Below are 22898 nucleotides of genomic sequence, written 5' to 3' on the forward strand. Positions count from 1 at the left end.
CAGGCCCGCACAACATACTGCCTGGTGCCGCTGCGCCGCAAGGGCACGCGCTCCCAAAATGCCCAGACAGCGGAGCGGCTGGGCAGAAGTATAACCGGCGGATGACAAGCCGGGCGCGACGCGGCATCATATTTCCCTCTTACCGCTACGCAGGGAGTTGCCATGTCCGTATTTCATTTGATTGCCCCGTCAGGCTACTGCCTGCAACAGCAGGCTGCCCAGCGCGGCGTGGCGCGTCTGGAGGCGGAAGGCCATCAGGTGGAGCATCAGACAGCGATCGCGCGTCGCCACCAGCGTTTTGCCGGAACCGATGCCGAACGGCTGGCGGATCTCAATGCACTCGCTACACTTCCCTGCGCGGTGGATATTGTGATGCCGGTGCGCGGAGGCTACGGCATGAGCCGCCTGCTGGATGGCGTGGACTATGATGCTCTGCTGGCGCGTCAGGCGGCCGATCCGCTGCTTATCTGCGGACACAGCGACTTTACCGCCTTCCAGCTGGCGCTGCTGGCTAAAGGGAATGCCATTACCTTCAGCGGGCCGATGCTGGCGGGGAATTTCGGTGCGGAGACTCTCGATGCCTTCACCCGGCACCACTTCTGGCTGGCGCTGCGCGAGCCGACCTTTACGCTTGCGTGGCAGGGCAGCGGCCCGGCCTGTACGGTCAGCGGCCAGGTGTGGGGCGGCAATCTGGCGATGATCGCCTCGCTGATGGGCACGCCGTGGATGCCGGCGATCGACGGCGGCATTCTGGTGGTGGAAGATATCAACGAGCATCCGTTCCGCGTGGAACGCATGCTGCTCCAGCTGTTCTATGCCGGGGTGCTGGACAAGCAGCGCGCGCTGGTGCTGGGCAGCTTCAGCGGTTCGTCACCGAACGACTACGACGCGGGTTATGATTTCAATGAGATGTGTGCCGGGCTGCGGGCGCGGCTGCCAATCCCGGTGATTAGCGGTCTGGCGTTCGGGCACGAGCCGCAGACGGTAACGCTGCCGCTCGGGGCGCAGGGCCGTTTAGCCCATGACGGGGAGCAGACCACCCTTACCCTGACCGGCCATCCGGTGCTGCGCTGAGTGAAAAATCATATTCACCACGCTTATTGAACAATCACCTCGTTGATAATTGTGGTATACCCATAATGGTGCAGACCACGCGCGCCGCGCTGCCGCGGGTCTGATCACACCGGGTATCAGGTTTTACATTTGCTTTGAGGAGATGATGCACTTTGGACGCAGGGGCGGTCGTTAGTTTATTTATCATGGGTTCGGTACTGGTAACCTTCAGTATTCTTTTGAGTTCGTTTTCATCCCGTCTCGGTATCCCTATTCTGGTCATCTTTCTCGCCATCGGCATGCTGGCGGGTGAAGACGGTATCGGCGGTATTCCGTTCGATAACTACCCTTTCGCCTACCTGGTGAGTAACCTCGCGCTGGCGGTGATCCTGCTGGATGGCGGGATGCGCACCCAGGCCAGCTCCTTCCGGGTCGCCCTCGGTCCGGCGCTGTCGCTGGCCACCGTCGGCGTGCTTATTACCTCCGGTCTGACCGGGATGGCCGCGGCGTGGCTGTTCAATCTGCCGATTATCGAAGGGCTGCTGATCGGCGCTATCGTCGGCTCGACCGATGCGGCAGCGGTCTTCTCGCTGCTGGGCGGCAAAGGCCTCAACGAGCGCGTCGGCGCGACGCTTGAGATCGAATCCGGCAGCAACGACCCGATGGCGGTCTTTCTCACCATCACGCTTATCGAAATGATCAAGCTGCATCACGTTCAGCTCGACTGGATGTTCGTGGTGCACATCATTCAGCAGTTTGGCCTGGGGATCGCGCTGGGGCTTGGCGGCGGCTATCTGATGCTGCAGACCATCAACCGCATCGACCTGCCGCAGGGGCTATACCCCCTGCTGGCGCTGAGCGGCGGTATTCTGGTATTTGCCGTTACCACCGCGCTGGAAGGCAGCGGCATTCTCGCGGTTTACCTGTGTGGTTTTATGCTGGGGAATCGCCCGATCCGCAACCGCTTCGGTATTCTGCAGACCTTCGACGGTATGGCCTGGCTGGCGCAGATTGGCATGTTCCTGGTGCTGGGCCTGCTGGTCACGCCCTCGGATCTGCTGCCGATTGCTCTCCCGGCCATTCTGCTTTCGGCCTGCATGATTTTCATCGCCCGTCCGCTGTCGGTGTTTGCGTCCCTGCTGCCGTTCCGCGGCTTCAACCTGCGCGAGCGCATCTTCATCAGCTGGGTGGGTCTGCGCGGTGCAGTGCCGATCATTCTTGCCGTCTTCCCGATGATGGCCGGTCTGGAGAATTCGCGCCTGTTCTTCAACGTCGCCTTCTTTGTGGTGCTGGTCTCGCTGCTGTTGCAGGGGACGTCCCTCGGCTGGGCGGCGAAGCGTGCAAAAGTGGTGGTGCCGCCGGTGGGCCGCCCGGTTTCGCGCGTCGGGCTGGATATTCACCCGGAAAACCCGTGGGAGCAATTTGTCTATCAGCTCAGCGCCGACAAGTGGTGCGTGGGCGCCGCCCTGCGCGACCTGCATATGCCCGCCGATACGCGTATTGCCGCGCTGTTCCGGGATAATACCCTGCTGCACCCCACCGGCAGCACCCGGCTGCAGGAAGGGGATGTGCTGTGCGTGATTGGCCGCGAGCGTGACCTGCCAGCGCTCGGCAAGCTGTTCAGCCAGTCGCCGCCGGTAGCGCTGGATCAGCGCTTCTTCGGCGACTTTATTCTTGAAGCCAGCGCACGGTTTGCGGATATCGCGGTGATCTACGGTCTCGATCTGGATGAGGGCTTTGATACCCAGCAGACACTGGGCGAAATGGTGCAGCGCAAACTCGGGGCCGCACCGGTGGTGGGCGACCAGATTGAGTTTGCCGGGATGATCTGGACCGTAGCAGAGAAGGAAAATAACGACGTGCGCAAGGTCGGCGTGCGCACCCCGGAAGACGAGGCGGAGTAATCCGCCCCGGCTAAAGGTTACAACGTCACTACAGGCACACGTGGGGCCAGGGCGCACATCAGCTCATACCCCACAGTGCCGCTGGCGGCCGCCACGTCGTCAATTCTGATCTCTTCGCCCCAGAGCTCTACCGGACTGCCAATTCCCGCCTGCGGGCACGGCGTCAGATCCACGGCCAGCATATCCATCGACACTGTCCCGACAATCCCGGTTTTCACTCCTTCCACCAGCACCGGCGTGCCGTCCGGGGCATGACGCGGATAACCGTCAGCATAGCCCCCCGCCACGATACCGATGCGCTGCTCGCCCTGCGCCCGGAAACGGCTACCATATCCGACGCAGGCCCCGGCATGCAGGGTCTGAATACCGATAATTTCGCTCTTCAGGGTCATGACCGGTTTCAGGCCGCTGGCGGCAATATCCTGCCACTGCCCGCTCGGCGAGGCGCCATAGAGAATAATGCCCGGACGCACCCAGTCAAAATGGGTCTCAGGATGCCAGAGCGTGGCGGCAGAGTTCGCCAGCGAGCGGCGGCATGCCAGCCCTTCGGCGGCCTGCTCAATACGCTTCATCGGTTCGATAATGCCGTCCGGCTTTTCAGCATCGGCAAAATGCGCCATTAACGTCAGCTCGCCGACGTTGGGAATAGCCCGCAGCTGCTGCCAGATGCTGTGCACCCGCTCCGGGGCGAAACCGAGTCGGTTCATGCCGCTGTTCATCTTCAGGTAGACGTCGATCGGATCGTGCAGCTTCGCACTGGCCAGGGCTTTCACCTGCCAGTTGCTGTGCAGGCTGGTGGTGAGCCGGTATTTGTCGAACAGTTCCAGCTCATCGGCATGGAAAAAGCCTTCCAGCATCAGGATCGGCCCTTTCCAGCCGCGCTCGCGCAGCAGAATAGCCTCTTCAAGATTAAGCAGCGCGAAACCGTCGGTGGCGCCGAGAGCGCTCCAGACGCGATCCAGCCCGTGACCGTAAGCGTTGGCTTTCACCACCGACCAGACCCGCGCCCCGGACGCGGCGCGGCGGATAATCTGTAAATTCTGGCGCAGCGCCTCGAGGTTCAGGCTCGCCGTAATGGGACGTGACATGACAGCTCCTTGTTACTGATGCGCGCCGTGCCACTCCCGGGCGGTCTGCGGCGTAAAGCGGGCGTCGTAGCGCGCCACCGAGAGATCCTCAAACGGAATAGCCGGCGTGCGCCCGGAAATAACGTCGCTGAGCATCTGACCTGAACCGCAGGCCATGGTCCAGCCGAGAGTGCCGTGGCCGGTGTTAAGCCAGAGATTTTTAAACGGCGTGCGGCCAACGATGGGCGTGCCGTCCGGCGTCATGGGGCGCAGGCCGGTCCAGAAGCTAGCCTGCTCGATATGCCCGCCGCGCGGATAGAGATCGCGCACCACCATCTCCAGGGTTTCGCGGCGCGGTTTCAGCAGATCGGTGTTGAAGCCGACGATCTCCGCCATGCCGCCGACGCGAATACGGTTATCGAAGCGGGTAATGGCGATTTTGTAGGTTTCATCCAGTACCGTCGAGACCGGCGCACCGCTCTCGTCGGCGATGGGAATCGTGAGCGAGTAACCTTTCAGCGGATAGACCGGAATATCCACCAGCCCCCTGAGCATGGCGGTTGAATAGGAGCCGAACGCCATCACGTAGCCATCGGCCTTAATCACCTCATCGCCGCACTTCACACCGTAGATGTTATGTCCTTCGTACAGCAGGCGATCCACCGGCGTGTTGTAGCGAAATACCACGCCGGCGTCCTGCGCCATACGCGCCAGGCGCTGGGTAAACAGCTGGCAGTCGCCGGTTTCATCGTTGGGCAGACGCAGGCCGCCGGTCAGCTTGTTCGCCACAGCCCCCAGCGCCGGTTCGGCTTCGGCCAGGCGATGCGACTCCAGCAGCTGCCACGGCACCCCGGCCTCCTCCAGCACGGCGATATCCTTTGCCGCGTTTTCAAACTGTTGCGCGGTGCGGAACAGCTGTAACGTGCCGCCCTGCCGCCCTTCGTATTCGATGCCGGTCTCGCTGCGCAGCGTTTTCAGGCAGTCGCGGCTGTATTCCGCGAGGCGCACCATGCGCCCTTTATTCTCCTGATAGTGGCGCATGTCGCAGTTGCGCAGCATCTGCCACATCCATTTCAGCTGGAAGGCGCTGCCGTCGAGGCCGATAGCCAGCGGGGCATGGCGCTGGAACATCCATTTGATCGCCTTCAGCGGTACGCCTGGCGCTGCCCACGGGGCCGCATAGCCCGGTGAGATCTGCCCGGCGTTGGCCGCGCTGGTCTCCAGCGCCGATCCTTCCGCGCGGTCAATCACCGTAACCTCATGACCTGCCTGATTCAAATACCAGGCGGTGGTCACGCCGACCACCCCACTTCCCAGCACCACTACACGCATATCGACTCCGCTTCGAGGTAAAGAATAATCTTCTGATTACAAATTGATAACTCAGTTGAAAATGTTATTCAACATACGGCTTTTTTATGGTGACTTGCCTCACACATCGCTGCACCGGTGCGGGATGGCTGGTTTCAGGATCTCCTTCTGCACTTCAATTTTCCGTAGCGTAAAACTCTGCCGGAAGCGGCAGAAGCGGCGCATTTCAAATGCGAAATCGCAAACAAAAAATTTTTGCTGCACGCGCTAACTGGACGCCGTGTTCTATGCTTGTGAATGAGGCTCTTACCTGAAAAAGAGCCCGTGACAATGAGGGCGCGCTAATGGCTACAGTAACTGATTACAGTATGAAGGATGCCACCCGACTGAGCGACGGACCCGACTGGACGTTCGAGCTGCTCGATGACTACCTGGCGGAGATTGACCGCGTGGCGAAACTCTACCGTCTCGACACCTATCCGCATCAGATTGAAGTCATCACCTCCGAGCAGATGATGGACGCCTACTCCAGCGTAGGGATGCCAATCAACTATACCCACTGGTCATTCGGTAAAAAGTTCATTGAGACCGAGCGGCTGTACAAGCACGGCCAGCAGGGGCTGGCGTACGAGATCGTCATCAACTCTAACCCCTGCATCGCTTACCTGATGGAGGAGAACACCATCACCATGCAGGCTCTGGTGATGGCGCATGCCTGCTACGGGCACAACTCCTTCTTTAAAAATAACTACCTGTTCCGCAGCTGGACTGACGCCAGCTCCATCGTCGATTATCTGATCTTTGCCCGCAACTACATCACCGAGTGCGAGGAGCGCTACGGGGTTGAGGAAGTGGAGAAGCTACTCGATTCCTGCCACGCCCTGATGAACTACGGAGTCGATCGCTACAAGCGTCCGCAGAAAATATCATTGCAGGAGGAAAAAGCGCGCCAGAAAAGCCGCGAGGAGTATCTCCAGAGCCAGGTGAACATGCTGTGGCGCACCCTGCCGAAACGCGACGAAGAGAAGACCGTCGCCGAAGCGCGGCGATATCCCGCCGAGCCCCAGGAGAATCTGCTGTACTTTATGGAGAAAAACGCCCCGCTGCTCGAATCCTGGCAGCGTGAGATCCTGCGCATCGTGCGCAAGGTGAGCCAGTATTTCTATCCGCAGAAGCAGACCCAGGTGATGAACGAGGGTTGGGCCACCTTCTGGCACTACACCATTCTCAATCACCTGTATGACGAGGGGAAGGTCACCGACCGCTTTATGCTGGAGTTTCTCCACAGCCACACTAACGTGGTATTTCAGCCGCCCTATAACAGCCCGTGGTACAGCGGTATTAACCCCTACGCCCTCGGCTTTGCCATGTTCCAGGACATCAAGCGTATCTGTCAGTCACCGACCGACGAGGACCGGTACTGGTTCCCGGAAATCGCCGGCAGCGACTGGCTGGAGACGCTGCATTTTGCGATGCGGGATTTCAAAGACGAAAGCTTTATCAGCCAGTTCCTGTCGCCGAAAATCATGCGCGATTTCCGCTTCTTTACCGTGATGGATGACGATCGCCAGAACTACCTGGAGATCTCGGCGATTCATAACGAAGACGGTTACCGCGAGATCCGCAACAAGCTGTCGTCGCAGTACAACCTCAGCAACCTGGAACCCAATATTCAGGTGTGGAATGTGGATCTGCGCGGCGACCGCTCCCTGACGCTGCGCTACATTCCGCAGAACCGTGCGCCACTGGACAAGGGCCGTCGCGAGGTGCTGAAGCATGTGCATCGCCTGTGGGGATTTGACGTGATTCTGGAGCAGCAGAACGACGACGGCAGCGTGGAACTGCTGGAGCGCTGCCCGCCGCGGCTGAATACGTTGTAGCCCGGGCTATGCAGTACAAAGGCCATCGAACAGTTCAGCTTATAGGGTGGGTAAGCGTAGCGCACCCACCTTTGAAAATGCAGCTGCGGCGGGTGCGCAGGCTTACCCGCCCTACAAGGCTGTAGCCCGGCACGATGCAGTAAAAAGGCCACCCTGGGGTGGCCTTTTATTTAGCGGCTGTGCATCGCCAGATCGCCGGGTAGCGACTTCTGCATGCGGTGCCAGATCTCGCCACTCTCGTGGCCGTAGCGGCGCACGGTTTCATACACCTGGTCGTGCAGGCCGTCGCGGCACAGCGTGCCAAGCTTGTGGTAAAAGCCGAGCGCCAGGCTGCGGGCTTCCGGGTTCGCGAAGTAGTGGCGACCAATGCGGGTATACAGCCCTTTCATGCCGTTTAAAATCAGCCCGTAAATCGGATTGCCGGAGGCGAACGCCAGGCCGCGGAAGATGTTGTAGTCGAGCAGCGCGAAGGCATCGGCGTGATCTTCCACTTCATCGGCGGTGGCCAGCACCTTCTGCGCCTCTTCCGGATGCTGACGGAAGGCGGTGCGAATAAAGATGGTGGAGATGTTCGTCCGCACCGACAGCAGGTTATCGATAAGCTGCGGCACGCTTTCGTGGTCGAGACGCGCCAGGGTTTCCAGGATGTTGAGGCCGGAAGTTTCCCAGAAGTTATTCACCTTTGTCGGCTTGCCGTGCTGGATGGTCAACCAGCCATCACGGGCGAGGCGCTGCAATACTTCACGGAGCGTCGTGCGGGTAACACCAATCAGTTCAGAGAGTTCACGTTCAGCAGGCAGGATCGATCCCGGGGGGAAGCGGCTGTTCCAGATGCTTTCGATAATATACTCTTCCGCGAAACCCGCAGGGCTTTGCGCCTTAATCACCATAGAGAGATTTCCATTACATTGCTTTAGCAAATTCACTCATCATACCAGAGCCCCGGACCCGCAGATAGCCGCTGCGGGGGCCAAAAAGGGGATCGTTCTTCGATTTTTGTCAATGAATGTCAGCGTAATGCAGATTTGCGTCTTGCCTGACAGGCGCACGTCCTCTAGGCTCAGCCGTTACGTACTTCTTTTCATGGAACCCGCAAGGGAAACGCGTGTGGATATCTCATTTGGTCGTGCTCTGTATCGCAACTTCCTCGGCCAGTCGCCCGACTGGTACAAACTGACGCTGCTGGCTTTTCTGGTTATTAACCCACTGGTATTCCTCGTCAGCCCCTTTATCGCCGGCTGGCTGCTGGTGGTGGGGTTTATTTTCACCCTCGGGATGGCGCTCAAATGCTATCCGCTGCTGCCCGGCGGGCTGCTGGCGATTGAAGCGGTCGCCATCGGTATGACCAGCGCCGACCATGTGCGCGAGGAGATCGCGAATAACCTCGAAGTGGTGCTGCTGCTGATCTTTATGGTGGCGGGCATCTGGTTTATGAAACAGCTGCTGCTGTTGATTTTCACCCGACTGCTGCTGACCATTCGCTCGAAAACCCTGCTGTCGCTGGCGTTCTGCGGTGCGGCGGCGTTTCTCTCTGCCTTCCTGGATGCCCTCACCGTGGTGGCGGTGGTCATTAGCGTCGCGCTGGGTTTCTATGGCATTTACCATCGCGTCGCTTCGCGCGGCGACGAACCGGGTGAACTGCATGACGATTCCGGCCTCGCCCATGACAGCCGCGAGACGCTTGATAAATTTCGCGCCTTTCTGCGCAGCCTGATGATGCATGCCGGCGTGGGTACCGCGCTTGGCGGCGTAGTCACCATGGTCGGCGAGCCGCAGAACCTGCTGATCGCCCGCACCGTTGACTGGTCGTTTGGCGAGTTTATGCTGCGCGTCGCTCCGGTGAGCATGCCGGTGCTGGTCCTGGGCCTGTTGACCTGCGTACTGCTGGAGAAGAGTCATCGCTTCGGTTACGGCGAGCCGCTGCCGGAGAAGGTGCGCCATATTCTGCGCGATTACGAACAGGATGCCAGCGCCAGACGCACCCGCCAGGAGCGCCTCAACCTGGTGGTTCAGGGGCTTATCGGCGTCTGGGTGATTATCGCCCTCGCCCTGCACCTGGCCGAAGTCGGGCTGATTGGCCTGTCGGTAATTATTCTCGCCACCTCGCTGTGCGGCGTTACCGATGAACACACCATTGGCAAAGCCTTTACCGAGTCGCTGCCCTTTACTGCCCTGCTCACCGTGTTCTTTGCTGTCGTGGCGGTGATCATCGATCAGCAGCTGTTCGCGCCGATTATCGGCTACGTGCTGCAGGCGGAGCCGCAGTCTCAGCTGTCGCTGTTCTACCTGTTCAACGGCCTGCTGTCGTCGGTTTCCGATAACGTGTTTGTCGGCACGGTCTATATCAACGAGGCGAAACATGCGTTTGAACAGGGCATCATTTCGCTGGAGCAGTACCACCTGCTGGCGGTCGCGATTAACACCGGCACTAACCTGCCTTCGGTAGCGACGCCCAACGGCCAGGCGGCGTTCCTGTTCCTGCTGACCTCCTCGCTGGCACCGCTGATCCGGCTCTCCTACGGGCGAATGGTGTGGATGGCGCTGCCCTACACCATAGTGCTCACCCTCACCGGCTGGCTGTGCGTGGAGTACACGCTGGTGCCGTTTACCGACTGGCTGCTCGCCAGCGGTCTTATCGCGAAATAACGCCTGCTCCTGGCATATCGGGTGAATACCGCCCGATATGCCGCTTCACGTCAATAAACTCCCGTTTCGTCAGATATTTTTTGGCTGCCAGGTGGCGGCAGAGCGGTTTTCGTTTACACTGCCGCTTTACCGCATAATGCAGGGAAATCAGATTATGTTGCGATATTTGAATCAGTGCTCGCGCGGACGTGGCGCCTGGCTTTTAATGGCCCTGACGGCGTTTGCCCTGGAGATGGTGGCGTTGTGGTTCCAGCACGTCATGCTGCTGAAGCCGTGCGTGCTGTGTATCTATGAGCGCTGCGCGCTGTTCGGCGTGATGGGTGCGGGCCTGCTGGGTGCCATCGCCCCGAAATCACCGCTGCGCTATGGGGCTATCGCCCTGTGGATTTACAGCGCCTGGGAAGGCTTACGGCTCTCGTATGAGCACACCATGCTGCAGCTGCACCCGTCGCCGTTTGCCGTCTGCCCGTTCGCGGCAAAATTCCCCACCTGGCTGCCGCTCGACAAATGGCTGCCGCAGGTGTTTGTCGCTTCCGGCGACTGCTCGGTGCGCCAGTGGGAGTTTCTCTCTCTGGAAATGCCGCAGTGGTTGATCGGTATTTTCGCCGCTTACATGCTGGTCGCGCTGCTGGTGTTGATAGCCCAGCCGTTCAAACCGAAACGTCGCGATCTGTTTGGTCGCTAAGCAGAACGCGCCTCAGGGCGCGTTTTTTGTCTCTGCCGCCTGGCTTGTCTGGCGCAGGCTTTTCTATACTTAGCCTGTGTCCGGCAACTGAGGAGGAATGAATGCACTATTTTCTGATGCAGGTAGAGAAAGACAATCCGAACGATGCGCCGGAATCCGGCGATAAACAACCGGTTCCGACGAAAAAGTAGTAAAAAAAGGTCGCTTCGGCGACCTTTTTTATCTCCTGTGGCCAGGATACGCTTCAGCAGTTAACTTACCGGGGCGTCCAGCACGCGGTGGATCACCGCAGAAAGCTCGTTGATTTCAAACTTGGCGACGTAAGCATCCGCGCCCACTTTACGCACGTGCTCTTCGTTAGCACTTCCCGACAACGAGGAGTGGATCACCACCGGAATGCGCTTCAGTTTGTCGTCCAGCTTGATGTTGCGCGTCAGGGTAAAACCATCCATTTCCGGCATTTCCAGATCGGTCAGCACCATGGCGATTTTATCGCCGATCGGTTTGCCCTCTGCCTGCGCTTCTTTCGCCATCAGCTTGATCTTTTCCCAGGCTTCCAGCCCGGTGTTGTGCATCAGCGCCGGAATGCCCATGCTCTTCAGCCCTTGCTCCAGCATGGTGCGGGCGACCTTCGAATCCTCTGCCACGATGGCCACCGCGCCCGGTTTGATGTTAAAGGTGCGATCCTTCACCTCTTTCATCGGCACGTCGCGGGCCGACGGAATGATGTCATACAGGATCTGTTCCACGTCCAGCACCATCGCCAGTTCGTTGGCCTGCTGGTCATCATCGAGACAGGCGATGCTGGTGATGTTGCGGGTGCTCATCGCCGACTCGGCCGGATGTACCTGGTTCCAGTTGAGGCGCACGATATTGTCCACCGCTTCCACGGCGAACGCCTGAGTGCTGCGCGCATATTCGGTGACCAGCAGCAGGTTCAGGCCGGTGGTGGGCGTGCAGCCCGCAACCGCAGGCAGATCGATAACCGGGATAATCTGATCGCGGATGCTCACCACGCCCAGCAACGGGGATTTCATGCCCGCCGCGCGGGTGATGGTTGGCATCGGGACAATTTCGCGCAGCTTGAAGACGTTGATGCCAAACAGCTCTGACTTGTCAGAGTGCAGCGCGGTGCCCAGGCGAAACAGCAGCAGCTCAAACTTATTTGACAGGGCGAGGTTCGCCCTCTCATCAATCTCTTTCTGAAAGTTATCCACTTTTCCCTCCACGGTATGCGGGTCGTTGTTAGCTCATGAGGCGTCAGGAATGATGGTTAACGGAATATCCACATCGCTGTCAGACACGTGCGCTACAAAAAATTGTTCTGAAGAAGTTATCGACAGCGGAAGGAAAAAATACAGGTCAGGGTGAAAGAGTTTTTTGATTACGAAGCATTTAACGCGGAAATAACCGGAATGAAAAAATAAGCCGCACGTTTATTAAGGAATTCTCGCGTGCGGCTGTTACTGCCTGCAAGCCAGCCAGGCTGACTTAAGGCGGCGATTAATAAGAGGCGGCTTCGCCCAGCGGACGGGTTTTAAACCGGCGATGCACCCAGAGATACTGTTCCGGGGCGCGCAGAATTTCATCTTCAATTTTTTTATTGATGTACCCTGCTGCCGCCTGCTCGTTACCCGACGGGTAATCGGTAAGCATATCGCCGATATAGAGACAATAGCCGGCGTTATCTTTACGCCGAATCATGGTGATGGTCAGCATCGCCGCGCCGGAGAGGCGTGAGATAACGAAGGTGCCGTTCGTGGTGGCAGTGTTCTGCATTGCGAAGAACGGCGCAAACACGCTGCCCTTGCGGCCATAATCCTGATCCGGCGCGAACCATACCGCCTCGCCTTTCTTCAGCGCGCTGACCAGGCCTTTCAGATTACGGCGATCGATCATGGCTTTATTAGAACGCAGGCGACCCCGGGTCTGCACAAACTCCAGCACCGGGTTGTTGTGCGGGCGATAGGTCGCCATCATCGGACGACATAAGCCCATCACTCGGCCGCCCAGCTCCAGCGACATAAAGTGCACGCCGACCACCATCACGCCTTTGCCCTGATCGAGGGCGCGCTGCAGGTTGGCAAAGCCTTCTACGTCAAAGTGCTTGCGTAGTCGGGCATCGCTCCAGAACCAGGCCATGCCGGTTTCGATCAGCGCCATGCCAAGCGAGGTAAAGTTATCGGTCAGCAGCGTGCTGCGCGAGAAGTTATCCATCGCCGGAAAGCACAATTCCAGGTTGCGGTTGGCAACGTACTCACGTTTTTTCAGGAACGGGCGCGCCAGGCGGCCCAGAGTGCGGCCAAGTTTTACCAGCAGCGGATAAGGCAGCTGCACCAGCAACCAGAGAATGGTTACGCCAGTCCAGGTCATCCAGTGGCGCGGATGTAAAAATTCAGTTTTAAAATTTTGAGGCATTCAGTGTCATCTACCAGCAATAAAAAAGTGGTAGCGGTTGTGGTCACAAATAATGTGCCGCACGGCGCTACGTTATTACGAGTTATTAACAGCCATCAGGTATAGAAAGGGTGTTATTACCGCGGAGGAGAATGTTTCTGACAAAGAGGAAAGGCAGAAGCGACTGCAGCGACGGTTTCGCAACGAGTGCTTACGATGCACTGAAGCGCATTAAATAGATACTCTTTTTTCGTAAACCAATCAAAAGAGTATGTCCGGGTGTGAACCAGTGATTCACACCAGCGGATTACTCCTGTTTTAATGGTGTGTGGCGCGCCACTCGTCAACCATCTCCTGACTGACATCATCTTTATAACAGAGCGGTGCTTCGCCTCCGGCGCGGCTCCACGCGCTGCGCTTGCCGCAGGAACTGCCGTTGCGCGCCCGGTTATACGGGCACGGACAGTTGCCATCGTACCCGGCAATCGAGTCCGCAATAATTTCTTCTTTTATCTTGTTATCCGACGGGCGGCTACCCTTTGCTAACGCCGCATCGCTGAATATTAATCCAATTACCACAAACACAACAACGCCTGACGCCCTGATGTTCATCATGGTTATCCTGTAGAGAGGGGAACCGCCACGGTAGCACGCCATCATGCGGTGAATATTGATTCACGGCAATAATGAAATAGCGTGTCGTGGCTGCGGGCAATACATATATTGCGAATATTAATTAGCGATCGTTAGCGGGTAAAAAATAATATTTATCAGGCTAATTAATTTTGCGGGTAATAACCAGAACCGGGGGGGGCGTTTATCGGGCCCCTCAAGGGTTTACTGTGCCCAATCCGGTTTATTCAAAATATGGTCCTGCCAGTCGCGGACTTCCGATTCACGCACTGCAATATGGCGCACCGAGATACGCTCGCCGTGCATGGCGGCTTTGGAGCCGGCAATCAGCGGGTGCCAGGCGGGCAGCTGTTTGCCTTCTGCCAGCAGACGATAGGCGCAGGTATGCGGTAACCACTCGAAGGTCGGCAGGTTTTCGCGCGTCAGTTTGATGCAGTCCGGCTCGTAGTCGAAGCGGCGCTCATAGTTGCGGCACTGGCAGGTTTTGATATTGAGCTGGCTGCAGGCAACGTTGGTGAAGTAGATTTCATCGCTGTCTTCATCCATCAGCTTATGGAGGCAGCACTGACCGCAGCCGTCGCACAGGGATTCCCACTCTGCGTCACTCATATCATCCAGGGTTTTGCTCTGCCAGAACGGGATGTCAGCCATATCGTTTACCACATTTTGTTGCACGGACGTCCGCGCTGCAGGCGGACAAAAAGGAGGCGAATTCTATCAGCTGCACGGCCCGCACGCAAAGCGGGCCGGGTGGGAGGTGCGTTTACAGCACCCGGGTGGTGACGGATTCGCCGTTAAGGCTGACCACCAGCTCATCGCCGTTTGCCAGCGGGCCGACGCCTTCCGGCGTACCGGTCAGGATCACATCCCCGGCGCGCAGAGTGAAAAAGCGGCTCATATAGGCAATAAGCGGCACGATCTTATGGATCATCTCCGCGGTGGTGCCCTGCTGACGGATTTCGCCGTTCACGCTCAGCGCCAGCGTCGCGTTCTGCGGGTCGCCGTCAAAGGCCGCCGCGGGAATAAAGCCGGAGATCGGACAGGAGTTATCGAAGCCTTTGGCCTTTTCCCAGGGCCGCCCCGCCTTTTTCAGCGCGCCCTGCAGATCGCGCAGGGTCAGATCCAGCGCCACGCCGTAACCGGCAATCGCCTGGCTGACGTGTTCTTCCGTTGCCTGACGCAGCGTAGCGCCAATCAGCACGGCCAGCTCCACTTCGTGATGAACGGAGCCCAGCCCCTGGGGCAGCGAGAGCGGCTGATGAAGATCGCAGAGCGCCGTTTCCGGTTTGATAAACAGCACCGGCTCCTCCGGCGTCGCGCTGCCCATCTCCTGAATGTGCTTCGCATAGTTGCTGCCGACGCACACCACCTTGCTGACCGGAAAATCAAGCAGAGCGCCCTGCCAGTTATGATGCTGATACATATCCTTCCCCTGTCGTCATTTAGAAAAAACACTATCCGCGTCCGGCCGGGCTGCTGTCAATCGCTGAGAATGGCGTCGGCCATCGTACCGATGCTGATCGCGAAGTACCACGAGCGGTTCCAGTGCATCAGCGTGCGGAAGTTGGGATAGACCATAAAAGCACGCTGCTGACCATCTTCCGGCAGAATAATCCAGGCCTGCCGGTCAATCGCAGGTAACGGGCTCCCGTCGGCCTGGGTTACGCCGGCGGTGCGCCAGGCGTTAACGGTTTTCCCCTGGCCGCTGTCGGTGCCAGCCTCGGTTTTATCGAAGCCCTGGGGAAGCCGCACTTCGCGCCCCCACCCTTCCCCCATCTGCCAGCCCTCTTCCGCCAGATAGTTGGCCGTCGAGGCGAACACATCGTCGAGATTGTTCCAGATATCGATCCGGCCGTCGCCATCCCCGTCCGCGCCATAGCGCAGATAGGAGCTGGGCATAAACTGGTTCTGCCCCATCGCGCCGGCCCACGAGCCTTTCATCTGATCAGCGGTGATTTCACCTTTATCCACCATTTTCAGGGCAGCGATCAGCTCCCCGGTAAAGAATGCCTCGCGCCGCCCTTCGAAGGCCATGGTGGCCAGCGCCGAGAAGACATCCTCTTTACCCTGAATTTTACCGAAGCGGCTTTCCATCGCCCATAGCGCCACGATGTAGTGAGCCTGTACGCCGTACTCCCGGCTGATGCGCTGCAGAGCGTGGCGATGCTCGTGTGCCATACGCCGGGCGTCGCGCACTTTCTCAGGGGTAATAACCCTTGTGAGATAATCATCAAGCAGGATTTTATTTTCGAGCTGACCGCGGTCGGATTTGATTACCCGGTCAACAAAATGAATATTGTCGAAGGCGGCAGTGAGCGTCGCGTCGCTGATGCCTGCGGCGCGCGCTTTACTTCTCAGGGTCTCGACGTAGGCCGGAAACTCAGCGGGGTTACGGCCCGTCTCTGCCAGACGCTGGGTGGTGGCGGGCTCAGGAGCCGGGGCGGTAGCAGCGGGCTGCGCCGCACAGAGGCCAGAGAAAAAAACAGTACTGGCAACGAGGCCTGGGGTGAGGTATTTCATGCGCTTTCCTGAACGTTTACACCATAACATCTGGTTAATTTAGCCAGGAAAGCGCCGGGATGTGCAGCAAATACTATTTATTGTTTTGTAACTTTAAATGTTCTTTGAGCAAATTTTCCGGCGGCGGCGGTATTTGCAAATAATATCCCTGGGCGTTGAGCATTTCTTTCACTTTACTCAAATCGGCGTGGGCTAATTTTTTCTTACCGTCCAGCGGCAATAACATCGTCAGAATCGGCTGACCAAAACTTTCCATCAGTTCCGCCGGCACACGAGAGAAATCGTCTCTTTTTTCAACATACAGATAGGTCTGATCGCGTTTGTTACTTCGGTAGATCGCACAAAACATATTTTTACTCGAATTTGTCCGGATGGTGACTTGCCTCAATATAATAGTGACTATAACATGCCTGATAGTCTTCGGAATATCATCCAGTGATGGGTGATTCAAACTGAATTGAGTAAGGCCAGGATGTCAAACACGCCGATTGAGCTTAAAGGAAGTAGTTTCACCTTATCTGTGGTTCATTTGCATGATGCAAAACCCGAGGTAATCCGTCAGGCTCTGGAAGACAAAATTGCCCAGGCGCCCGCTTTTTTGAAAAATGCGCCGGTGGTACTGAACGTTTCACAGCTCAATGGCGAAGCAGACTGGACGCAGCTGCAGCACATTATCGCGCAAAGTGGTCTGCGCGTGGTGGGCATCAGCGGCTGTAAAGACGAACGCCTCAAATCAGCGATCGCCCGGGCGGGCCTGCCGTTGCTGACTGAAGGCAAAGAGAAAGCCCCCCGTGCTGCGAAGGCCCCCGAGACCGACGCCCCCTCTCCCGCTGCGCCTGTTGTTACTCCGGTCACAAAATCACGCTTAATTGACGCTCCGGTACGTTCCGGTCAGCGCATTTATGCCCCACACTGTGATTTGATTGTGACCAGTCACGTCAGCGCCGGTGCCGAACTGATTGCCGATGGCAATATCCATATTTACGGTCACATGCGCGGGCGCGCCCTTGCTGGCGCAAGCGGAGACAGGGACGCACAAATATTTTGTACCCACCTGGCGGCGGAGCTGGTCTCTATTGCGGGTGAATACTGGCTGAGCGATCAAATCCCGGCCGAATTTTATGACAAAGCAGCGCGGTTGAAACTGACTGACGGCGTGCTTACTGTCGACACATTGAGTTAAGCCCTTTTTAACAAGGAACACCTTTATGGCACGCATTATTGTTGTTACATCGGGTAAAGGAGGCGTTGGCAAGACCACCTCCAGCGCGGCCATCGCTACGGGTCTGGCCCAGAAGGGTAAGAAAACCGTGGTTATCGATTTCGATATCGGTTTGCGTAACCTTGACCTGATCATGGGCTGTGAACGCCGCGTGGTTTACGACTTCGTTAACGTGATTCAGGGCGACGCCACCTTAAACCAGGCGCTGATCAAAGATAAGCGTACCGACAACCTGTTTATTCTCCCGGCTTCGCAAACGCGCGACAAAGACGCCCTGACCCGCGACGGTGTGGAAAAGGTGCTGGATGAACTGCAGACCATGGATTTTGATTTCATCGTCTGTGACTCCCCGGCGGGCATCGAAACCGGCGCGCTGATGGCGCTCTACTTCGCTGACGAGGCCATCATCACTACCAACCCGGAAGTGTCATCGGTGCGTGACTCCGACCGCATTCTCGGCATTCTGGCTTCAAAATCGCGCCGCGCCGAACGTGGCCAGGACGCGATTAAAGAGCACCTGCTGCTGACGCGTTACAACCCGGGCCGCGTGAGCAAAGGCGATATGCTGAGCATGGAAGACGTGCTGGAAATCCTGCGTATTCCGCTGGTTGGCGTCATTCCTGAAGATCAGTCCGTGCTGCGCGCCTCCAACCAGGGCGAGCCGGTTATTCTGGATTCCGATGCTGATGCCGGCAAAGCCTATGCCGACACCGTTGACCGTCTTCTGGGAGAAGAACGCCCTTTCCGCTTCATTGAAGAAGAAAAGAAAGGATTCCTCAAACGCCTGTTCGGAGGATAAGTTATGGCATTACTCGACTTTTTTCTCTCCAGAAAAAAGACCACCGCAAATATCGCGAAAGAGCGATTGCAGATTATTGTTGCCGAGCGTCGTCGTAGCGATGCCGAACCGCATTATTTGCCGCAGCTGAAGCGGGATATTCTGGAAGTGATCTGTAAATATGTACAGATAGATCCGGAAATGGTCACCGTCCAGCTCGAACAAAAAGGCGACGATATCTCGATTCTGGAACTCAACGTTACGTTGCCGGAAGCCGAAGAGACAAAATAATCGCAATAAAATAACCCAGGGCATGCCCTGGGTTATTTTTTTAGCCATTTTGCCGTCAGCGCAAATTATTTAGCGCATACACAGCCAGACCCCTGTAATTATATCCAGCGCATTCAGGCGTCATTCAGCACGGCTTTTAACGGCTCAGCTAATAATTCTCCGCGCCAGCCGCTAATCAGTTCCGGCATATTATTTTGCGCTTTCAGCTTCCAGTGCCAGTTCAGCAGCTGGTTAATCTGACGACGCGATGCCAGTAATTCCGCGCTAACGCCCTTCTCTTCTCCCACCTGCTGCACCAGCGCTTTAATCGCCTTAAAGATTTTGCGATAGCCGGGCATATCCACCAGATTTGCCAGCGGCTCGGGCAGCGCCTCTTCCGGCAAGGCCTGCGCCTGAGCGACCATATCCACCAGCGTCTTACCGTGGAAGCGGATTTCGCTGCCGGAGAGGCCGAGGCTGCTCAGCTCACCGAGGCTCGACGGCAGATAACGCGCCACCTGCCAGAGATTCTCTTCGCGCACCACGAAGTTCACCGCCATATCGCGCTCGCGGGCATGGCGCAGACGCCAGGCGGCCAGCAGCCTCAGGCAGGCGAGCTGACGCGGGCGCAGCTGCCAGGCGTTACCAATCTCACGCCACGCGTCGTCTGGCGTCAGCACTTCACTGCGGCGTTTGATCATCAGACGGCACTCATCAAGCGCCGCGGGCAGCCAGCCTGCTGCTTCGGTTTTTGCCACCAGCTTGTTGGCGATGGGCAGCAGATACCAGACGTCTGCGGCAGCGTAGTCGCACTGACGCTGGGTCAGCGGGCGCGCCAGCCAGTCGGTGCGGGACTCGCTCTTATCGAGTTTTACGCCGGTCCAGGTTTCAACCATCGTGGCGAAACCGCAGGAGAGCGCTTCACCGGTAAACGACGCCAGGATCTGGGTATCGATCATCGGCTCCGGCATCACGCCAAAGCGCGAGGAGAACACTTCAAGATCTTCACTGCCCGCGTGCAGGAATTTGGTCACGGCGCTGTCGGTCAGCAGCGCTTTGAACGGCGCCCAGTCGGTGATGGGCAGCGGGTCGATCAGCGCCAGCTGCTCGCCGTCAAACACCTGAATCAGGCCCAGCTGCGGATAATAGGTGCGGGTGCGAACGAATTCGGTATCCAGGGCGATGGCGGGTGACTGACGCACGGCGTCACACAGGGTGCGCAGCGCGTCGTCGGTGGTGATCATCTGATAATTCAAATTACATTCTCTTTGGTTTGCGCCCATAAAAAACGCCGGCTTAGCCGGCGTCAGGCGACGTAATCAACGCTCAGGGGGTATTGTTGCCTGGCTTTGTCGCTTCGTCACGTAATTCTCGCCGCAAAATTTTGCCGACGTTGGATTTCGGCAGCTCATCGCGGAACTCCACCAGCTTCGGCACTTTATAACCGGTAAGGTGGCGGCGACAGAACGCGATCAGCGCCTCGGCGGTGAGCGCATCCTCTTTTTTGACCACGAAGATCTTCACCGTCTCGCCGCTGACGCCGGACGGCACGCCGACCGCCGCGACTTCACGCACGCCGCTGTGCTGCATCACCACGTCTTCAATCTCATTCGGGTAGACGTTGAAGCCGGAAACTAGAATCATATCTTTTTTGCGATCGACGATGCGCAGGAAGCCCTCGTCGTCCATCACCGCGATATCACCGGTGCGCAGCCAGCCGTCCTGAATGATCTCGTCGGTGGCGTCCGGACGCTGCCAGTAGCCGAGCATCACCTGCGGGCCGCGCACGCACAGCTCACCCGGCTCGCCGTGCGGCACTTCGTTGCCCGCATCATCAATCAGCTTCGCCTCGGTGGACGGCACCGGCAGACCAATGCTGCCGCTGTGGTAGTCGATGTCGTGCGGGTTGACGCTCACCAGCGGCGAGCATTCGGTCAGGCCGTAGCCTTCCAGCAGGAACTGGCCGGTAAGCTTCACCCAACGATCGGCGACCGCCTGATGCACCGGCATACCGCCGCCGGCGGAGAGGTTCAGCGTAGAGAAGTCCAGCGCCTGGAACTCTTTATTATTCAGCAGCGCATTGAACAGGGTATTCACACCAGTCATGGCAGTGAACGGATATTTCGCCAGCTCTTTGACCAGGCCGGGAATGTCGCGCGGATTGGTGATCAGCAGGTTGTTACCGCCCAGCTCGATAAACAGCAGGCAGTTCATGGTCAGGGCAAAGATGTGATACAGCGGCAGCGCGGTGACTACCAGCTCTTTACCGCGATGCAGCAGCGGGCCGTAGGTGGCATTCACCTGCTCCAGGTTGGCAAGCATGTTGCGGTGGGTGAGCATCGCCCCTTTCGCCACCCCGGTGGTGCCACCGGTATACTGCAGAAACGCGAGGTCGTCACCGAGCAGTTCCGGCTTCACGTACTGCATGCGGTAGCCCGCCTGCAGCGCGCTGCGAAACGAAATCGCGTCCGGCAGATGGTACTTCGGCACCAGCCGCTTGATGTATTTGACGACGAAGTTCACCAGCGTGCCTTTAGCACTGGAGAGCTGGTCCCCCATGCGGGTCAGGATCACGTGTCGAACCTGGGTCTTAGCGACCACCTTCTCCAGGGTATGCGCGAAGTTGGAAACGATGACGATCGCGCTGGCCCCGCTGTCGTTGAGCTGGTGCTCCAGCTCGCGCGGGGTATAGAGCGGGTTAACGTTCACCACCGTCATACCGGCGCGCAGAATACCGAACAGCGCCACCGGGTACTGCAGCAGGTTGGGCATCATCAGCGCTACGCGATCGCCCTTCTGCAGACCCAGACCGTGCTGAAGATAAGCGGCAAAGGCACGGCTGCGCTCTTCAAGCTTGCGGAAGGTCATCACCTCGCCCATGTTCATAAACGCGGGCTGATCGGCATAGCGCGCGGTAGCGTGCTCAAACATTTCGACAAGCGACTGATAGCGGTCGGGGTTGATTTCGGCCGGTACGTCGGATGGATAGCGGTTAAGCCATACCTTATTCACTACTTCACCTCTGAAATTGCTGTTTGTCGTCATCACAACCCCAACCAAATAAACAAGCCGTTAACATTATATTAACTCAGCGTACCAGTTTATTAATTAACCCGATGTCAGGTTGCGAAGCGCGTCACTAATTATTTTTATGATGTTGTACAAACAAAGAGACAGCGGACCGGCCGCTGTCTCTTTACTTGCTAAATCAAGATGTTATTCAACAACGTTCTGGATCACCGCCGGGCCGGGGTTGTACCAGCCCCACCCGCCATAACCATAGCCGCCGCGCCAGGGATGCGGTCCCCACAACCAGGGATCCATCGGTTGCGGCGGCATCATTACCTGCTGGGTGACGCGCCAGCGTTTGTAACCCTGGGCCTGCATCACGAGGAATTTATACGGCGTATTGCCGATTTTTCCTTCTGCGGTGCCGGTGATCGGCCCCACGACGGTGACCAGCTGATTGCGGAAATCTACCGGGTCGAGGAAACCGGTCACCTCGGCATAGATACGCCCGCGGGACGGCTCATTAAGGGTCGGGCGCGCGCCTTCATCCAGGCGTACGGTGGCGATCTCCAGCCTGGTTTTCCCCTGCTGATTTTCCACCGCCATCACCTTGCCGCCGAAGCGCGCTTCCTGGCCGACAAACAGCTCAGGCGCGTTCATCACCCGCGCCAGATCCTGCTGCGGGGTCGGGCTGGTGCCTTTGATGGCATCAGGCACGGTCACGCAGCCGGACAGCAGCGTCGCCGCTGCGAGAAGACAACCTGCCAGTAGCTTATGGCTTGCCATGTGCAACTCCTTAACTCCGCCCGGGGGCGATGAGCAATTACTCTCTGCCTGGAAGTTTCTTCCACGCCACTTCATTACGCAGGTAGACCGGCTCGGTCTGATCCACCGCGGTGGTCAGCCCCTGGGCCAGTTTCGTTGCCGCCAGCGGCAGCATATCTTGCGCCTGCGGAAGCAGCATGTCGCCGTCGCGCAGCGTGATGCCGGACCCGGCGGCCATGTCAGGCCACGCCTGCCACCCTGTGCCAACTATAGCCCATTCACCGTCAAGTAACGTCAGGCGCGCGGTCACCGCCTCCGGCTTGAGCACCGCTTCGGTTTCTTCCCCGTGCCAGTGGCCGTTTTCGTCACGCTGGTACTCTGCCCAGTAGACTTCACCCATGCGGGCATCAATGGCAGCCAGCACGCGGGTGGCCCCGGTCTTGCGCCACGCACCTTCGGCCATGGTCGCAAGCGTAGAGACACCGATCATCGGCAGCGACGCGCCGAATGCCAGCCCCTGGGCGATACCGATCCCGATACGCACGCCGGTGAAACTTCCCGGCCCACGTCCGAAGGCCAGGGCATCAATATCAGACAGTGAAACACCCGCCTGGTTCAGCACATCGCGCACCATTGGCAGAATGCGCTGCGTGTGTTCCCGGGGGCAGAGTTCGAAGTGGGCGTGGGTGGTGCCGTTGTCCAGCAGCGCAACGGAACAGGCTTCCGTCGCAGTATCAATTGCCAGAATTCGCATGAGA

The 22898-nt window shown here is 58.1% G+C and carries 22 protein-coding genes and 2 pseudogenes; 9 read left to right on the top strand and 15 right to left on the bottom strand.

Annotated elements, in window-relative coordinates; genetic code table 11:
• Window positions 1-162: 162 nt before the first annotated feature.
• Both ldcA and KFZ77_RS11155 read left to right on the top strand, forming a co-directional pair.
• Window positions 163-1074 (top strand): muramoyltetrapeptide carboxypeptidase, encoded by a 912-nt coding sequence (ldcA, locus tag KFZ77_RS11150; protein WP_264384219.1) that lies wholly within the window; start codon window positions 163-165, stop codon window positions 1072-1074.
• Between the two features lie 152 nt (window positions 1075-1226).
• Window positions 1227-2939 (top strand): annotated as a pseudogene (locus KFZ77_RS11155) (potassium/proton antiporter); the annotation flags it as partial.
• Here KFZ77_RS11155 and KFZ77_RS19820 read toward each other — a convergent pair.
• The 3 genes and pseudogenes from KFZ77_RS19820 to KFZ77_RS11165 all read right to left on the bottom strand — a co-directional run.
• Window positions 2892-3014: pseudogene (locus tag KFZ77_RS19820) on the bottom strand (hypothetical protein); the annotation flags it as partial. The pseudogenes KFZ77_RS11155 and KFZ77_RS19820 overlap by 48 nt on opposite strands.
• Window positions 2975-4045 carry a catabolic alanine racemase DadX gene (gene dadX, locus KFZ77_RS11160; protein WP_264384221.1) on the bottom strand — a complete coding sequence of 357 codons (1071 nt, stop codon included), beginning with the start codon at window positions 4043-4045 and terminating at the stop codon, window positions 2975-2977. The pseudogene KFZ77_RS19820 and the gene dadX, both read right to left, overlap by 40 nt.
• A gap of 12 nt (window positions 4046-4057) precedes the next feature.
• Window positions 4058-5356 carry a D-amino acid dehydrogenase gene (locus tag KFZ77_RS11165; RefSeq protein WP_031523542.1) on the bottom strand — a complete coding sequence of 433 codons (1299 nt, stop codon included), beginning with the start codon at window positions 5354-5356 and terminating at the stop codon, window positions 4058-4060.
• A gap of 323 nt (window positions 5357-5679) precedes the next feature.
• On the opposite strand from KFZ77_RS11165, the gene KFZ77_RS11170 reads away from it, so the two are divergent.
• Window positions 5680-7215, top strand: a complete 1536-nt coding sequence (locus KFZ77_RS11170) for a SpoVR family protein (RefSeq protein WP_031523540.1) — start codon at window positions 5680-5682, stop codon at window positions 7213-7215.
• Between the two features lie 170 nt (window positions 7216-7385).
• Here KFZ77_RS11170 and fadR read toward each other — a convergent pair whose 3' ends face one another.
• Window positions 7386-8105: a fatty acid metabolism transcriptional regulator FadR gene (gene fadR / locus KFZ77_RS11175; RefSeq protein ID WP_031523538.1), complete on the bottom strand. Its 720-nt coding sequence runs from the start codon at window positions 8103-8105 to the stop codon at window positions 7386-7388.
• A gap of 217 nt (window positions 8106-8322) precedes the next feature.
• Here fadR and nhaB point away from each other — a divergent pair, with 217 nt between their 5' ends.
• The 3 genes from nhaB (at window position 8323) to KFZ77_RS19745 (ending at window position 10737) form a co-directional block, all read left to right on the top strand.
• Complete coding sequence (gene nhaB / locus KFZ77_RS11180; RefSeq protein WP_031523536.1) at window positions 8323-9861, top strand: sodium/proton antiporter NhaB; 1539 nt, start codon at window positions 8323-8325, stop codon at window positions 9859-9861.
• Between the two features lie 154 nt (window positions 9862-10015).
• Window positions 10016-10546: a disulfide bond formation protein DsbB gene (dsbB, locus tag KFZ77_RS11185; protein ID WP_031523534.1), complete on the top strand. Its 531-nt coding sequence runs from the start codon at window positions 10016-10018 to the stop codon at window positions 10544-10546.
• Window positions 10547-10647: 101 nt separating this feature from the next.
• On the top strand, window positions 10648-10737 hold the full coding sequence (locus KFZ77_RS19745; RefSeq protein ID WP_390901274.1) for a hypothetical protein: 90 nt from the start codon (window positions 10648-10650) through the stop codon (window positions 10735-10737).
• A 60-nt stretch (window positions 10738-10797) separates the two neighbouring features.
• On the opposite strand, the gene KFZ77_RS11190 is transcribed toward KFZ77_RS19745, so the two are convergent.
• The 7 genes from KFZ77_RS11190 to KFZ77_RS11220 all read right to left on the bottom strand — a co-directional run bounded on the left by KFZ77_RS11190 (window position 10798) and on the right by KFZ77_RS11220 (window position 16445).
• Window positions 10798-11763 carry a chemotaxis protein gene (locus tag KFZ77_RS11190; RefSeq protein ID WP_031523532.1) on the bottom strand — a complete coding sequence of 322 codons (966 nt, stop codon included), beginning with the start codon at window positions 11761-11763 and terminating at the stop codon, window positions 10798-10800.
• 286 nt (window positions 11764-12049) lie between these two features.
• Complete coding sequence (lpxP, locus tag KFZ77_RS11195) at window positions 12050-12964, bottom strand: kdo(2)-lipid IV(A) palmitoleoyltransferase (protein WP_264384222.1); 915 nt, start codon at window positions 12962-12964, stop codon at window positions 12050-12052.
• A gap of 297 nt (window positions 12965-13261) precedes the next feature.
• The gene (locus tag KFZ77_RS11200) at window positions 13262-13555 is read right to left on the bottom strand and encodes a hypothetical protein (RefSeq protein ID WP_264386181.1); all 294 of its coding nucleotides are present in this window, start codon (window positions 13553-13555) and stop codon (window positions 13262-13264) included.
• Between the two features lie 225 nt (window positions 13556-13780).
• Window positions 13781-14227 carry a YcgN family cysteine cluster protein gene (locus KFZ77_RS11205; protein ID WP_264384223.1) on the bottom strand — a complete coding sequence of 149 codons (447 nt, stop codon included), beginning with the start codon at window positions 14225-14227 and terminating at the stop codon, window positions 13781-13783.
• 112 nt (window positions 14228-14339) lie between these two features.
• Complete coding sequence (locus KFZ77_RS11210) at window positions 14340-14999, bottom strand: fumarylacetoacetate hydrolase family protein (protein WP_264384224.1); 660 nt, start codon at window positions 14997-14999, stop codon at window positions 14340-14342.
• A 56-nt stretch (window positions 15000-15055) separates the two neighbouring features.
• The gene (locus KFZ77_RS11215) at window positions 15056-16096 is read right to left on the bottom strand and encodes a lytic murein transglycosylase (RefSeq protein WP_264384225.1); all 1041 of its coding nucleotides are present in this window, start codon (window positions 16094-16096) and stop codon (window positions 15056-15058) included.
• Between the two features lie 73 nt (window positions 16097-16169).
• Window positions 16170-16445: a YcgL domain-containing protein gene (locus tag KFZ77_RS11220; protein ID WP_031523521.1), complete on the bottom strand. Its 276-nt coding sequence runs from the start codon at window positions 16443-16445 to the stop codon at window positions 16170-16172.
• Between the two features lie 123 nt (window positions 16446-16568).
• Here KFZ77_RS11220 and minC point away from each other — a divergent pair, with 123 nt between their 5' ends.
• The 3 genes from minC to minE are packed head-to-tail and all read left to right on the top strand — an operon-like array spanning window position 16569 to window position 18387.
• The gene (minC, locus tag KFZ77_RS11225) at window positions 16569-17279 is read left to right on the top strand and encodes a septum site-determining protein MinC (RefSeq protein ID WP_031523519.1); all 711 of its coding nucleotides are present in this window, start codon (window positions 16569-16571) and stop codon (window positions 17277-17279) included.
• 25 nt (window positions 17280-17304) lie between these two features.
• Window positions 17305-18117: a septum site-determining protein MinD gene (minD, locus tag KFZ77_RS11230; protein ID WP_031523517.1), complete on the top strand. Its 813-nt coding sequence runs from the start codon at window positions 17305-17307 to the stop codon at window positions 18115-18117.
• Window positions 18118-18120: 3 nt separating this feature from the next.
• The gene (gene minE / locus KFZ77_RS11235; RefSeq protein ID WP_031523515.1) at window positions 18121-18387 is read left to right on the top strand and encodes a cell division topological specificity factor MinE; all 267 of its coding nucleotides are present in this window, start codon (window positions 18121-18123) and stop codon (window positions 18385-18387) included.
• A gap of 113 nt (window positions 18388-18500) precedes the next feature.
• On the opposite strand, the gene rnd is transcribed toward minE, so the two are convergent.
• From rnd to tsaB, 4 genes are all read right to left on the bottom strand, one after another.
• Window positions 18501-19622: a ribonuclease D gene (rnd, locus tag KFZ77_RS11240; RefSeq protein ID WP_264384226.1), complete on the bottom strand. Its 1122-nt coding sequence runs from the start codon at window positions 19620-19622 to the stop codon at window positions 18501-18503.
• Window positions 19623-19692: 70 nt separating this feature from the next.
• Window positions 19693-21378: a long-chain-fatty-acid--CoA ligase FadD gene (gene fadD / locus KFZ77_RS11245; protein WP_264384227.1), complete on the bottom strand. Its 1686-nt coding sequence runs from the start codon at window positions 21376-21378 to the stop codon at window positions 19693-19695.
• 204 nt (window positions 21379-21582) lie between these two features.
• Window positions 21583-22161 (bottom strand): Slp/YeaY family lipoprotein, encoded by a 579-nt coding sequence (locus KFZ77_RS11250; protein WP_031523509.1) that lies wholly within the window; start codon window positions 22159-22161, stop codon window positions 21583-21585.
• Between the two features lie 37 nt (window positions 22162-22198).
• Entirely contained in the window at window positions 22199-22894 is a 696-nt protein-coding gene (gene tsaB / locus KFZ77_RS11255) for a tRNA (adenosine(37)-N6)-threonylcarbamoyltransferase complex dimerization subunit type 1 TsaB (protein WP_264384228.1), read from the bottom strand.
• Window positions 22895-22898: the final 4 nt, after the last annotated feature.

The organism is Siccibacter colletis (assembly GCF_025914095.1).
GTDB lineage: Bacteria > Pseudomonadota > Gammaproteobacteria > Enterobacterales > Enterobacteriaceae > Siccibacter > Siccibacter colletis.